The organism is Embleya sp. AB8, assembly GCF_049739465.1.
GTDB lineage: Bacteria > Actinomycetota > Actinomycetes > Streptomycetales > Streptomycetaceae > Embleya.
The window spans coordinates 162,726-177,694 of the sequence record NZ_JBMHHY010000005.1 but is presented as its reverse complement, the minus strand read 5'-3'; the positions used below and the strand labels follow the sequence as shown (position 1 = coordinate 177,694).

Here is a 14,969-nt window from a genome sequence, read left to right as displayed (position 1 = left end):
CGGCGGGCGCCGGCCCCTGCGACCCATCGGCCGCGCCGCTAGTCGGTGTAGGCCGCCGCCTGGATGCGGTACAACTCGGCGTAGTCACCACCCTCGCGCATCAACTGGTCGTGCGTACCCTGCTGGACGACCTGCCCCGCGCGCAGCACCACGATCCGATCGCACTCGCGGACCGAGGCGAGGCGGTGGCTGATCAGCACCACCGTGCGACCCGCCGCCAGCCGGCGGATGTTCGCGTACACCGCGTGTTCCGCGCGCGCGTCCAGGGCCGCCGTGGGTTCGTCGGCGATCAGCAGTCGGGCGTCCCGGTAGAAGGCGCGCGCGATGCCGATCCGCTGCCACTGCCCGCCGGACAGGTCCACCCCGGCCCGAAACTTCTTGGACAACAACGTCTCGTATCCGTTGGGGAGTTGGTTGATCATTGCGTCCGCGCCCGCGTCCCGCGCCGCCTGTTCCAGCGCGGTACCGTCCGGGTCGGCCCGATCGGCGCGGCCCAGGACGATGTTGCCGCGTGCGGTCAGCGGCCAGCGGGTGGGCTGTTGCATCACCATCGCCACCTGGGACCGGATCCCGACCGGATCGACCTCGGCCAGATCGGTGGCGTCCCAGTGCACCGTGCCCTTGTCCGGCCGGTAGAGCGCGGCCAACAGCAGGGCCAGCGTGGTCTTTCCGGACCCGTTCTCGCCGACCAGGGCCACCGTTTCGCCCTCGCGCAACACCAGGTCCACCCCGCGCAGCGCCGATCGGGCACTGCCGGGATACGCGAAGTAGACGTCCCGTAACCGGATTTCGGCAAAACCCACCGGCACCTCGCGAACCCCCTTCGGCCGGGCCCGGTCCGCCGCCTCGACGAGGAACGTGTGATAGTCGGTGATGTACAGCGACTTCTCGTAGAGCCGATCGACGGCCACCATCAACGTGGCCAGCGAACTGCTCGCGGTACGTACCGCGAGCACCGCCGTACCGGCCACCGCGAGCGGCACGATCTCGGCATGCACCAGCAGGCCGAGCGCGACGTAGGTGGCCCCGAGGGCCAGCCCGGACAACGTACGCCCGAGCAGGCCGATCCGGACCTGCGCGTACCCGACCCGGACCTCCGCGCGCTCGACCAGCCCGGCCAGCCGCCGGAATTCGGTCAGCAGCGGCTGCTCGGCGGTGCCCGCCCGCACCTCGGCCGCCGCCTCCCGGACGGTGAGCAGATCCGCGAACAGCCACATCCGGCGATACAACGTCATCCGCTGCACCATGCCCTCGAAACCGAGCCGGGCCGCGCGCAGCGCCGCCCAGCCCCGCGGGGCGATGGACAGTGCCAGCAGCGGGAGCAACACCGGATGCAGCCCGGTCACCACCCCGATGCCGACCAGCAACCCGACCAGCGCGCCGAGCAGTTCGACCGCGTGTCCAAGGGCCAGTTGCGCGTGGTCGATGCCGCGGTCACGGGCCCGGGCCAGCGCGTCGTGCCAGTCCGCGTCGTCGAAGGCGCCCAACTCCGCGCCCACCGCCGCCGCGTGCAGCCGTTCCTCGGCCACCCGGCGGATCCCCGGCGACAACCGCGCCTGGGTCGCGGCCACCACGGTCTCCAGGCCGGCCCGCACCGAGGTGGCCAGCACCACCGCGATCACCGCCGGCAGCGCGGCGCCGACCCGGTCGGGCGCCGGTCCCGAGGCGAACAGCGCCCCCAACGCCCGTGCGGTGGCCAGCAGTGCCAGTGCGGTGGCCACCCCGGCGGCCGACTGGGCGAGCAGCAACACCACCGCCGCCCGCCGACTCGCGGTCCGGGCCAGTCGCCACACCTGCCCCAGCGCGACCGGCAGCCGAGTGACCAGTTGCCACAATCCGGCACTCGCCGCCTCCCCGTCGAACGGCGTGTCGTAGCCCTGCCCCAACTCGTCGAACTCGCCCATCTCCACAGGCTCTTGCCCCGCCATCGCAGACCCCTCCCGGCCGACACGTAGGGTATGCCCGGGAGCGGGGCACGCCACCGGTACCGAAGGCAGACCCGGGCCGCGACGGACCGCTCCCGCCGCGCACCGGACCCGGGGTCGGGCCGGAACCGGGTGCCCGGGCACGCCAGCACACTCGGCATCGTCGGCCTGGTCGGCCTGGTCGGCCTGGTCGGCCTGGTCGGCCTCGCGCTCCCGGTCGCGGGCCGGGTCAGCGGTCGGTGAGCAGTCCGCTGCGGCGGGCCAGGGCGACCGCCTCGGTGCGTCCGGACGCGCCGACCTTGGCCATGATGTTGGACACGTGCACGCTGGCGGTCTTGGCGCTGATGAACAGTTCCTCGCCGATCTGCCGGTTGGTGCGGCCCTCGGCGAGCAGTTCCAACACCTCCCGCTCGCGCGCGGTCAACTCCATCGCGCCGGCCGGCGCCGGGGTCGGCCCGCCCAGTCGGGCGCGCCGGATCGCCGCGTCCACCGCGTCGCGCAGCGGTACCGCGCCCAGTCGCTCGGCGGTCTCCCGGGCCCGTCGTACCGGGTCGGCCGCCTCGTCCCGCCGCCCGGCGGCCACCAGTGCCTGGGCCAGCCGCAGTTCGCAGCGCGCCTGCTCGAAGACGTTGCCATAGCCGTACGCCTCGACCGTGCGCTGCCACAGTTCGACGTCCGCCTCGCCGCACACCCGCGACCACTCGGCCTCGGCGCGCAACAACCAGGCGACGCCCTCCGGTCCGCTGCGCGGGTAGCGCCGGCCGGGCCAGGACGCGGTGGTCCGGGCCCGTTCGATGAACTCCCGTCCGCGCGCCACCTCCTGGGCGGCGCCCTCGTCGTCCCCCGCCGCGCGCAGTTCGATCGTGGCATCGCCGATCGCGGACAGGGCGAGCGCGGCCAACCGGACGCCCGCGTCCGGATAGGGGTTGAGGTCCTCGGCCAGCTCGGTGATGGTGCGCCGGGCCCAGTCCACCGCGCCCTGTGTGTCGCCGCGCCAGGCCGCCTCGTCGGTCAGCGCCAGGCCGCCCACCAGGACCCCCAGCCAGTTGAACGGCTGCGCGTCGAACAGGGCGCGCGCCCGTTCGCGTACGCCCGGCTCGCCCCGGCCCAGCGGGACGAAGATCGCCGCCTCCGCGACGTGTCGGAACGCGGACGGCACCTGCGCCGGCACCATCGCGACCGCCTCGTCCCAGCGCCCGGCGGTGTACAGGAGTTGGGCTCGCAGATAGCGCATCTCCAGCGAATACGGCGAGGTGGACGGGGTGGTCCGCCCGCCCAGTTCCAGGCCGTCGTCCAACCAACGCAGGCTCTCGTCGAGGAGGCCGGCCTCGTAGCTGCCCATGGCCAGGCTGAACAGCGCCCGCAGCTCGATCGTCACGTTGCCCGACTTGCGGGCCAACTCGCGGGCCTGACGCAGCCGTTCCCGGCCGTCCAGGGCCTGGCGGCCGGCCCACTCCAGGCCGGTCAGCGAGATGATCGCGTCGGCGAGGGCATCGTCGGTGCCCAACTCGTCGGCGACGGCCAACACTTGGCGGCCGATCCGGCGCGCGGTCTCGTCGTCCTTGAGGTAGTAGGCGGCCTTCACGTGGGTGGCCGCCGCCCACAGCCAGGTGCGGGAGGGGGGTTCGGCGGGGATCATCGCGAGCGCCTGGCTGCTGTACTCGAACGCGGCCTGGAGGTTGTCCACGCTCATCAGGCTGGAGGCGAGCGTGTAGCGCACGGTGACCTCCAGGTCGGGGTCCGCGTTCGTGCCGACCCGATCCAGCGCGTTGCGCGCGAAGGCGACCGCACGATGCGCCTCGCCGGCGTGTACCGCGGCGGCGGACGCGCGCAACATCAGGGTCACGTCGTCGCTGTCCACCAACTCCCGGGCGCCCGGCACCACGTCCCACAGTTCCAGGGCCGCTTCCAACCGGCGCATCTCCTCGGCGGGCGCGCCCATCCGGGCGGCGTGGTCGGCCGCCTCGATCGAGGCGGCGAGCGCGCCGGGCAGGTCGTGACTGGCCCGGTGGTGGTGGGCACGTTCGGCGGAACTGCCCGCCCGGCGCCCGGCCTCGCCGAGCAGGCGGGCGAACACCGCGTGGATCCGCACCCGTTCGCCGGGCAGCAGGTCCGCGTACGCCGCCTCGCGGATCAGCGCGTGGCGAAACGCGTAGGTGTCCCCCGCCGCGGTGACCAGGAGGTGTCGCCCGATCGCCTCGCGCAGCGCGGTCTCCAGTTCGTCGTCGGGCAGTTCGACCGCGTCGCGCAGCAGCCCGTGCTCGACCCGCCGGCCGGCCACGGCGGCGGTGCGGATCACCCGCTGGGTGGTGCCGGACAGTTGCTCGATCCGGCTGAGCAGCACGTCGGCCAGGCCGCTGGGCACGCCGCCGGCGGTGTCGTCGGTGGCGGCACGCAACTCCTGGGCGTAGAAGGCGTTGCCCTCGGCGCGTTCGACGATGGCGCGTACGGTGTCCTCGGGCAGCGGGTCGGCGTCCAGGCCGCGGACCAGGCGGGCCACGTCCTCGTCGGCCAACGGGCGCAGATCCAACCGCCCGACGGAGGGCAGTCGGACCAGCTCGGCCAGGAGCGGGCGCAGCGGGTGTCGGCGATGCAGGTCGTCCGAGCGGTAGGAGACCAGTACGGTCAGCCGCTGGTGGGCGGCGGCGCCGGGCCGTTGCGGCAGCAGCCGGCTGAGCAGGAAGCGCAGCAGGTCCCGGGTCGACTGGTCGGCCCAGTGCAGATCCTCGACCACGAGCAACACCGGCGCCCGCTCGGCCAGATCCCCCAACAACGCCGCGACGTCCTCGAGCAACCGCAACCGCACCCCGGAGTCGGGCAACTCACCCGCGTACTCGGCGGCACCCCCACCGGCCCGGAGCAACCGCTCCACGGCGGGATGCCCGGCCGGCACGTCGCCATCCAGACCACGCAACACTTCGACAAACGGCAAATAGGGCAATCCGACGTCACCGAGGTCGACACAATGCCCGGTCAACACGGTCATCCCGGCCCCGGCCGCCCGGGCACTCGCCTCGGCCAGCAACCGCGTCTTCCCGACCCCGGCATCCCCGGCCACCAACACCGCACAGGGATCCCCACCCCGCCCCCGCCCCAGCGCCTCCTCCAGCCGCGCAACCTCCTCACCGCGACCCACCAGCGCCAATCCCCAACCCAAGTCACTCACGCCGCCATCTTCACATGCCCCCACACCAGACCATCCGGCCGGCTCGCCGCAAACCACCCCGGCTCGCCCGGCCGGACCAAGGCGACACCCACCGTCGGAGCCAGAACGCAACTCGAGCAACAACACACCGCGACCGACACCGGCACGGAGACCGATGAACCCACCCAACCCCTCCGCGCCAGACCGTGGAAGACCTACCGACAGCAAAGAACACCCAACCGATCCACTCCTCGACGACCTCACCGCCGACACCTTCGAGTCGGACCAGGAGTTGGCGGTGTCCCTCGCCTTCACTCATGCGCAATGCCGCCACAACACGGCCTGAGCCGGTGCCGGAAACCGATGGCTCCGGCGCACCCATGTAGCTCGCTCGGCAACAAAAGCAGGCCCACCGGCTCAAAGGCCACCCACATGATTGGCCGCAAGCCGTTGATTGAATTTGTCAGCTCCGGTGAGCTCAGTCCTCGATCACCGGTCGACACGGCGAAAGGAATGGATCGAGGCGTTCCTGAATAACCCCGCGAGCCATCACCCGCACACGAAACGCCCCCGGACCTGGCGGATCCACAAAGTCGTCTGAACGCTCGTACAGCAGTCCCCAAGAGCCTGGAAATCGGGCCGCCACATGATCCAATAGCTCGGTCAACTCGCGGGCCTCGTCTCGACGCCGATTCACCAACCCATCAGCAATCAGGTAATACTCCCCGTTAAAATGCTCTAGCCGAACTTCGCCACTGAACCAGTCGATGCGGGAGATACGCACCTGCAAATCGGCAACGCCCCGCGCCAAGGAGCCGGCATCCGACTCCTCGGTGGACTCCGCAATCCCGAACCACCCATGAAACTCATACACGATCGTCACCCCAAGGGCTCAAGGTCAATTACCGGTTGAATGCCATAGTCGGCCCCATACTGCTGCAGTTTGCGGATAACATCGGGATGCGGTGGCCCTTCGAAGTGAAAATACGGAATACGGCCGGACTTGAGAGCCGCCTCGAATGTAGCCCTGGCCTGCTTCCGAAACTTGCTGCCGATGCCGAACCCGGCAGGCTTCGATTGAGCCACGTACAGATCACTGATCGCATCATATTCCCGCTTCTCCGGGTCATTCGCAAAGCGAACCCTGGAAACACCCGAGATCCTTACTGCCAAAGCATCCGCTGCAGGGTCCGGCTTGGGTACATCGACCAAGCCGCCGAGTCCACCATTGCATGGCTCCCCATCGGAACCGACCGGACCACGGCAGCTCGGTCGCGTGCCCGGCGGGGTGTTGTCGGTGGCACACGCGGAACCCGCGCCGGTGGTGCCTCGGCAGGGGGCCAGGCGGGTGTTGGGATCGCCCGGGGAGCTCGGTGGTGTGTCCGTCCGGCAGTCCACCAATGCGTCGGCGACGCCGAACGTGCCCGAGCAGTGGCCGATCAGATGTAGATCGCCCGAGTTCTCCCCATCCCGACACGCGGAAGTCGGGCCGCCGTCGCCACAGCCTCCGGTCAGCGAAGCTCCTGCCGGGAGGTCGGGAGCCACCGCCGCGTTCGGTACTTGGTTGACCTCTACGTGCACCGCGTTCGCCAGGTCGATCAGGCGCCGGGCGATCGTCTTCCAGTGGTGCTCGAACAGGGTGCTCCAACCACCGGCCGTGGTGGCACCGTTCGACCACTGGTTCCATTTGTGGGTCTCGGTGTACCGGAACCAGTCGGTGCGCTCGTAGGTGAAGGCGTTGTCGAAGAATTTGGTCACCGTCGACCAGGACCGCCAGGAAGTGGTCATGCTGGTCGCGGAGATGTACGGCGCCGGAGGCGCCGGAGGGTCGGCCGGCGGCGGAGGCGGCGGGCAGCACTTCGGCGTCACCGGCGGATTGGCTGCTACTGCCCGCTCCACCGGCACCTGGGTGGGAGTGGTCGAGCCGTCCGCGTTCACCATGACCCACATCACCGCCCCGCCGACCAGTGCGACCAGGACGACCGCACCGACGACGAGCAGGACTTCGGGGGTGAGCACCGCTTCGACGGCCACCACCGCACCGCGAATCGCGACCTGCAGTGCGGCCCGCGCCATCGGCCTGGCCGCAGTGGCCACTCTGGAGCCCGCGGACTTGAGGGCGCCGCCGACCTTGGAACCGGCCTTCTGGAGCTGTCCCTTGGCGGAATCCCAATCGATGTCGAAGTCGAAACCGATGTCGAAGCCCACCGCGAAGTGCCCGCTCGGGTCCCACCGGCTGGTCGGATTCCCCTCCCCATACGCATACCGGTTCGTCGACGCCGCCCCCCGCATCGGCACCGCCGCCGTGTCCCCCGACGCGAACGAACCGGTCCCCGGGTCGTACCACCGCGCCTGGGCCTGGACCCGGCCCGTCGTCTCGTCCGTCCACGACCCCTGGAACCCGATCGGCACCTGCGCCCCCGCCGACGCGGTGACCTTCCCGAACGCGTCGTAGGAGCGCGAGCCCGAGATCGCCCCTGTCTTGGCATCGATCAGCGCGATGGCGTCGTGATGCGCGTTGGTCAACACGCCGTAGGCCGGCGCGTCCCCCGACGGAAGTCCCCCGTCGATCCCCGGCTTCCGAGCCGCGAACGTGACGTCCGGCGGGCCGTCCCGCGCGCCCAGCACGGTGTCTCCGCTGCGCGTGAACCACCACCGGCCGTCCGTGGCGGGCTCCTTGTCGAACCCGTTGTAGCCGAACCGCCGATAGCTCGCCTCGCCCGTGTTGCGGGACATGGTCAGCCGATCGAGCGCGTCGTACTCGTAGGACGCCGTGCCGTCGGCGGTCAATCGCCCGAACGCGTCGAAGCTCTGGTTCACCGTCGACGGTGGTGCCCCCACCGCCCGGCGCGTCGTGCGCGCCAGTGTGCCGTTGGCGTCCCACGTGTAGTCCGTCGTCCCGGCCGCCGGATCGCTCGCCTGGACCAGCCGGTTGCGCTCGTCGTAGCCGAACGAGGCGCCCCCCGTGGCCACATGCTGCCCCGGTGTGCCCTCCCACTTCGTCGCGGCCTTGCGGTTGCCGACCTCGTCCCACGTGTAGTCCGTGCCGGTCCGCGCGGTCGGATCGAAGTCGCCCGACAGCCGACCCGCCTGGTCGTAGGTGTACTCCTGGGTCTTGGCACCGGCCAGTTCGCCCTCGGTCTTGGAACCGAGCAGGTTGCCCTCGATGTCCCAGCGGAAGGTCTGCTTCGCGGTCACGCCACCCGTGGCGTTGCGCACGGTGTCGCTGTCGACACGACCGCTCGCGTCGTAGGTGTAGCTGCGGGTGGCCAACGGCTTGAGGCCGTGCTTTTGTTCCTCGCCGGTGACCCGGCCCGCCGCGTCGCGCGTGTACACGCGGTCGATCTGCGAGATGGTGTCGGATACCAAGGCCAGATCCGAGTTCACGTAGTACCACGAGGTGGTGTCGGTCGCGGCCGGGCCGACACTGCCGGTGACTCGACCGTCACCGTCGTACGTGTACTTGGTCTGCCCCACATGCCCGGTCGAGAGCGTCATCAGCCCGCGATCGTCGTACTGGTACAGGGTTTCCGCGGCGCCGCTCCGGGTGTGGGTCACCCGCCCGGCGGCGTCGTACCCGAAGGTGCGCTCCGCTGCCTTGGCCGCGCCGGTCCCGCTCTCGCGCACCGTACGACCCAGCCAGTCGTACTCGAACCGCCTTGTCACGCCGCCCGGTTCGACCGCCACGGTCGGCTTTCCGGCCACGTCGTAGGACGTGGTCCAGGTGCGATCGGCAATCGCCGGATGCGCCGTCGTCGCGGGTTCGCGTTTTGTGGTCAGCAGGTTCCACGCGTTGTACGTGGTGTACGTGGCCCGCCCGGCCGCATCGGTGACCCGGGTCCGGTTGCCGACCGCGTCGTAACCGAATCGCGTGGTGAGCAACCGGATTCCGTCGGCATCGAGGCTCTCGGACACCGCCGTCACCCGACCGGCGGCGTCGAAGTCCGTGTTCCGAAACGTCCGCCCCAGCGTACCTCCGCGTTCGCCGCGAACCTGGGTGGCGTTCCCGGCCGCGTCGTACTCGTAGACGACCTCGCCCGCGAGCGAGCCGTCCGCCGCCCAGGCCACCGAGTGGAACAACTTGCCGTCGAAGTCCCAGGAGTTGTCGACGGTCCGGCCGACCGGATCCACCGTCTTGAGCACTCGACCGGCGATGTCGTAGGTGTAACTGGTCGGCCCGTGCCCGCGCACCGTCTCGGTCCGCACCTTGCCGTCCACGGTGTACGTGTAGGACACCGACTGGCCGCCCGGCGTGTCCACCCGCAGCACCCGGCCGAGGTCGTCGCTGGAGTAGGTGGTGGTGAAGCGATCCACCGAACCGCCCGGCTTTCGCTGGATGGCCGTCTCGGTGCGCTTGTGGCCGAGGTCGTCGTACGTCCACAACTGCTGGGCGCCGAGCGAGTCCACCCGGGACAGCGGATTGCCGTTGTCATCGTAGGTTGTGTCCACCACGTACGGCGCGGCACCGGTCGTCGGCTCCGGCGAGGTCACCTGGGACAGCCGGTTTCGCTGGTCGTAGCGCATCTTCGTGTCGTGGCCGTATCGATCGCGATGCCGGATGACGTTGCCCACCTCGTCGTGGACCCACGTCTCGACGGGATTCCGGACCGACCCGTCGGGGTTGGTCACCTGGGGAAACTCGACCTTCTGCCGCCGCCCCAGTGGGTCGTACGTGGTAACCGTCACCCGACCCAGCGCGTCGCGCTCGTGGGTCGCCTCACCGAACGTGTTGTAGCCGATCGCGGTCGTCGGGCGGACCTGCCGGGCCGGCGCCTCGTCACCGTTCTCGACCGCCAACGGCGGCTGCACGGTCTCGCGCGCCCGACCCAGCACGTCGTATGCCTGCTCGGTGGTGAACGCCGGGTTCGGCGTCGAGCCCATCCACGGCACGCCACGTGGATCGGTCGTGGCGATCAATCGGCCGGACCGATCCCGCTTGTACGCGGTCACCGTCTCGCCCGAGCAACACATCGTGCGCACTCCGGTGGCGATCAACTGCCCCGACGTGTCGTAGATTTGCCGCGAAGTGTCGAAGGTCGTCCGCCCGTCCGACAGCGCAGTGGAGGTCACCGCCCCGGTCTTGCTGTAGCCGGTGGAGGTCACCCGGTTGAGCCCACCGGGGTCGAGCGTGGTCACGGTGCTGCGGTTCATCGCGTCATAGCCGGAAGTGGTCACCACACTCGCCGCACCCGTACCCTGGACGTCCTTGACCACGTTCCCGGCCGCGTCGTACGTGTAGGTCCGCAGCGGCACATCCCGGGGCACGTTGGTGACCGGGTCGACGAACGCGAGCAGCGTCTCGGTCGAGCGCAGCCCGTCCGGCGTATAGCCGTACGCGACCCAGTGGTTCATCGCGTCGGCGACCTGGGACAACCGGCCACCCGGATCGTAGCGGCGAGCCGCGATCCGGATGTCGCGCGGCGTGCCACCCGGCGGGGTGTACCTGCGCAACCAGGTCTCGGTCAATCGGGTCTGCGCGTCGTAGACGAAGTCGTATTGGGTGCCCAACGGGTCGACGCTGCTCCGCACTTCGCCCAGGAACCCGTACCTCATGATGCTGGTGTCGATTCCGTCCCTGGTCACGCCGGTCTGCCGGTCGCGCACGTCGTACGTATAGAAGGTGACCCGCTCGGGGTCGCCGCCGGCAGCGAGCGGAGTCAGATCCGCCTCGTGTACCTCCAGCAGATTCCCGTCGGCGTCTCGGATGTTGGTGGTGCGTTTGCGGTGGGTCACCCCGGAGACCGGGTTGGTCACAGCCGGCTCGGTAGTGGTCTGCAGATTGCCGAGCGGATCGTAGGTGAACGTCGTCACCGCGTCGTCGACGCGCTGCTCGACCGGGCGGCCCAGGATGTCGTGCGTGACGTCGGTGACCAGTCCGGTCGGTGTCGTGGTACGCGTCACGTCGCCGAACCGGTTGTACTCGTAGTGCGTGGTACGACCGTCCGCGTCGGTCCGGCTGCGAGCGAGTCCGCAGGGCTGCAACGCGTCGGCCGGAGCACCCGGATCATTCACCACCGGCGGCCTGGCCTCGGGGGACACGCAGGTGTAGGTGAATCGGGTGACGCCGCCGTCGGGAGCCGTCGAGGACTCCACGAGGCCCTTGAAGCGACTGCCGTAGCTCTCGGGAACGTAGGTGTAGGTGGTCTGGTTCCGGTTGGCATCCTGCAACATCTCGGGCTGCCCGTTCAGCGGATCGCCGGGCAGACCGAGGTGGTTCTTGATGTGCGTGTTCACGATGGTGTTGGCGTCACGGTAGGCGTTGTGGTCGGTCGGGTGACCGGAATTCCAGTACGTCTCGGTGACGTTGCCGTTCTCGTCGAGCGTGGACGAGGGTTGACCGAACGCGTTGTAGCCCCAGATTTTCGTGTTCGTCTCGGTCGAGGGACCGCTTCCGGTCCAGCGATACAGCAGCGACGCATGGGAGTTGAAGGCATACGAGGTACGAAGCTGGTTCGGGTCGGTGACGGCGACCACGAACGCAGCGTCGGGCGTGGCCGCCGGGCCACGCGCGTACCGCCAGACCGCACCGTCCGCCAACGTCACGCTCTCAACGAAGTCGCCGACGTAGGAAACCTTGGTGAAGTTCTTCGGGTTCGGCCGGGTGGACTTGGTCAACCTTCCGGCCAGGGACGGACGTGCCGGGTCGACGTACTCGTACGTGTTGCACTCGGCACGCACGTCGCAGACCCGGCTCAGATAGGTGTAGTCGTGGGAGTAGTTCACGAACCGACCCGACTGGGCAGAGCCGTCCGGATTGTCGGCGATGTAGATGAGGTCGGCGCCGAGCCAGTTGAAGTACAGTCCACGACTCCACGGCTCCACACCGTCGCGGATGGACAGCAGTTTGCCCGTCGTGTCGTAGCTGAAGTAGTGGGTCTCGCCGCTCACGGCGACGATCTCGGTGATCTTCCCGCTGCTGTTGAATCGGTAGACGGTGCCATCCGCCATCCGCAGCGATTTCTGCCCGCTGACCTCCGTTCCCGCCGACTCGCCGTAGGCCGCCGTCCAACTCCCGTCCGGATTTTCTCCATACCGAACCTGTCGACCGTCCGGATAGGTCACCCGCAGGAAGGGGCTGTCGGGTTCGATCATCGACCGCATGTCCAGCAGCGAGGACCAGCCCACCCCGAACACGCCCTGTGTGGGGTTCGCGCTGTTGTACACCCGGACGACCTCCAGCGGGCCACCGCGCGCCGGCACGCTCAGGTCGGTCTCCTGGCGGGTGTAGTTCCCCCGATACAGCCCCACGCCCGCCGGGTCCACGGCGGCGGGGTCGATGCCCAGCCGGCTGCCGCCCTCGACCGCGGGCACGATGGTGGAGAAGCGCGACTGTGCGCTCCACGGCGTGGTCGCGGTGTCGTCCCGGACCCGGATTCGCCACAGATAGACGGTGTTCCAGGTCATCGCATCACGCGGCGGCGACCAACGATGGTAGATCGTGAAGCCGTTGTTCGGTGTCCCCGCCCCCAACCAGCCACTGTCCAGGCAGGGCTTGGCGGGCTGAACCTGCGGGCACACCTCGTACTGCACGTCGATCGGCCGGGTGTCGTCGCCGTAGACGCCGATCGACAGCTCGGTGTCGAGTTTCGCGTAGGTGGCGTCGTAGGGCGGGCCGTAGATCCGGGCGGACGGCGGCTGGTGTGGGAGGGTGAAGTTCATCGCCTTGGATGCCTCGACGCCCCTGTTGACAAACGGGATGCCGTCGTCCTGCACGTCCCAGACCAGATTGAACGTCCCCGCGGGCAGCGGCTCGACCGCCGCGTAAAGCTGAAGGTTGCCGCCCACCGGCACGTCCCTGGTCAGCGCGGTGGGGGTGCCGAAGTAGTTGTACAGGGCTCCGTTGGCGCGATAGACGTGGTAGCCCAGCGCGAAGCTGGAGTCCGCCCGCCAGGTGTAGTTCGACGTGTTGATGATCGTGACCCACGCGTAGCCGCGTTGGGCGTAGGTCGGCAGGATGCTGAAGAACTGCCATGCGTACTTGGCCCCATACACGGCGTCCGGTGGCGCCGAGGCCGGGGCCGCGTCTGTCGAACGGGCACCGCCGCCGGGGCCGTTCGCAGGTTGCCGGACCGGCCGCGGCGCATCGCCCGGTCCCGGCTGCCGATCCCGGTCCGGGATCGGTGGGGCGTCGGCCGCCGGCGTGGTGGCGTGTGGCAGGCGGTCGAGCGGTGGGCCCTCGGTAATCCGCTTCGGCAGCGCTATGTCGGGATGTTCGGCGGAGGGCTCGTCGACGATCCGGCCCTGACGGGCCAGGGTTTCGTTGGTAGCCTGCATCTCCGGGCTGATCGCGACCGGCTTGGGGGACGGCGGGGTTTGACGTTCCGTCACCGCCTGGGCGACTCGCAGCCGGGCCTCGTACAGCGCGTCGCCCGGTTTGGCCGCCACCCGAGCCGGTGGTGCGGACGGCGGTTCGGTCGGGGCGGTGGCGGTTCGGCCGGGCGGTTGGGGTTTGGCCAGGGATGTATCCGCCGCTGCGGCATTGTTGGGGCCGGGCCAGGGAGACAGGAAGCCCGCGACGAGGGCGAGGATCAGCAAGCCGATCAGGGCCGGTCGTATTCGGATCGCCATTGCGTCCCCCTGACGCCTGTGGACGCGGTGGGCGCGGTGCACCCATGGCGGCCTTGCCGATTGTTCCCAACCAGATCGCAAGTTGTCCGAGGGCGATCCTGACGTGATATCAGAAGGCGGGACAAGCATTGGGCGCAGGGTTCACCGGGCGTTTCCCCGGTGGACGTGCGGTGGTTGGCGGTGGGCGGGGGCGGTGCGCGGAAGGCCACCGTGGGGACGGTGGCCTTCGGTGAGAGCAGGCAGGGATCGAGGCGGGGGGCGGGCGTGCTCAGTTCTTGATGGAGTAGCTGTCGCCGTAGACCTTCCAGGTCAGTGGGGGGTTCAGGTCGAGGTTGCCGGCCTTGAGGAAGACGCGCTGTTCGGTGTCGACGCGGCTGGTGTCGCTGTGCGCCTCCTCGTGTTTCATGGCGACCTTGCGAGCGTCCAGGAAGGCGTTGAGGTAGGTGGTCTCGTCGCCGCCCTGGGCCGGGGGCTTGGCCTTCTTCAGGGCGTTGGCGCGGATCGAGCCGAAGCTGTCCCGGTCGCCGCTGTCGCCGTGCATGACGATCGCGTCGTAGTAGGCGAACTGGCCCAGTGCGCCCAGACCATCGGACTTGCCGCGACTGACCGCCGGGTTGAAGTAGACCCGGTCCCGCTCGTCGTCCTGCGCCTTGCGGAAGTCCGCGTCACCGGCCGCCGTCGCCCAGGCCTTCTCGAACGAACCGCCCAGCCCGGCGTGCGAGTCCGAGCCGTTGACCTGGCGCAGCGCGGGCAGGAATTTGGCCAGCGGGTTGCCGGGCTTGCGGGCGGTGTACAACTCGACCAGGTCGAGCATGTCGCCGGTGCCGGAACAGAAGCCGATGATGCCCGCCGTGTAGCCGCGACCGTCGTTGATGTCCTCGATGTACTTGTACTGCGCCTTCCAGTCCAGGGAGGAGTTCTCCGCGCTGGACACCAGCTGCATCGCGATGTCCTTCTTGTGCGGGTCGTCCAGGCCGATCCGCGCGGTGTGCGCCACGCCGGTCGAACTCGACTGCGCTGTGCCGTTGGTGGCCGCGTAGGCCGTCGGCCCGGGTACCGCGATCAGCAGACCGGTGGCCACAAGCAGAGTCAGTCGCTTGCGGGACCGTCCGAGGTGAGCGTGCACGTGCGTCTCCGTTCCGGCCGCTGCCGGCCAAATTCGAGGCTCCGTGTCGTCCCTTTGTTAGGAAAGTTTCCTAACTAGGATGAGTCACATTGAAGCACCACCGGGGTTCCCCGCCAAGGGGGATGCTGTTGGCGAATTGGCTGCGGTGGGTGACGCCGGTCTTCGAGACTCGTTCTCGAAGACCGGCGTTGCTGTTTGGGGGTTC

At 69.5% G+C, this 14,969-nt stretch carries 5 protein-coding genes; all 5 read right to left on the bottom strand.

Annotated elements, in window-relative coordinates; translation table 11 throughout:
• Window positions 1–38 precede the first annotated feature (38 nt).
• Complete coding sequence (locus ABIA38_RS09205) at window positions 39–1,904, bottom strand: ABC transporter ATP-binding protein (RefSeq protein WP_424637993.1); 1,866 nt, start codon at window positions 1,902–1,904, stop codon at window positions 39–41.
• 250 nt (window positions 1,905–2,154) lie between these two features.
• Entirely contained in the window at window positions 2,155–5,091 is a 2,937-nt protein-coding gene (locus ABIA38_RS09200) for a helix-turn-helix transcriptional regulator (protein ID WP_424637992.1), read from the bottom strand.
• Window positions 5,092–5,548: 457 nt separating this feature from the next.
• Window positions 5,549–5,953, bottom strand: a complete 405-nt coding sequence (locus ABIA38_RS09195) for an Imm7 family immunity protein (protein ID WP_424637991.1) — start codon at window positions 5,951–5,953, stop codon at window positions 5,549–5,551.
• Window positions 5,950–13,638 carry an RHS repeat-associated core domain-containing protein gene (locus ABIA38_RS09190; protein WP_424637990.1) on the bottom strand — a complete coding sequence of 2,563 codons (7,689 nt, stop codon included), beginning with the start codon at window positions 13,636–13,638 and terminating at the stop codon, window positions 5,950–5,952. The genes ABIA38_RS09195 and ABIA38_RS09190 overlap by 4 nt, the downstream gene beginning before the upstream one ends.
• Before the next feature lie 268 nt (window positions 13,639–13,906).
• Complete coding sequence (locus tag ABIA38_RS09185) at window positions 13,907–14,764, bottom strand: chitosanase (protein WP_424637989.1); 858 nt, start codon at window positions 14,762–14,764, stop codon at window positions 13,907–13,909.
• Between the last annotated feature and the right edge of the window lie 205 nt (window positions 14,765–14,969).

What these genes read in the sequence shown, in the direction of transcription:
- ABIA38_RS09190 (WP_424637990.1), bottom strand. Translation starts at nt 13,638, where the DNA reads ATGGCGATCCGAATACGACCGGCCCTGATCGGCTTGCTGATCCTCGCC.
- ABIA38_RS09205 (WP_424637993.1), bottom strand. Translation starts at nt 1,904, where the DNA reads ATGGGCGAGTTCGACGAGTTGGGGCAGGGCTACGACACGCCGTTCGAC.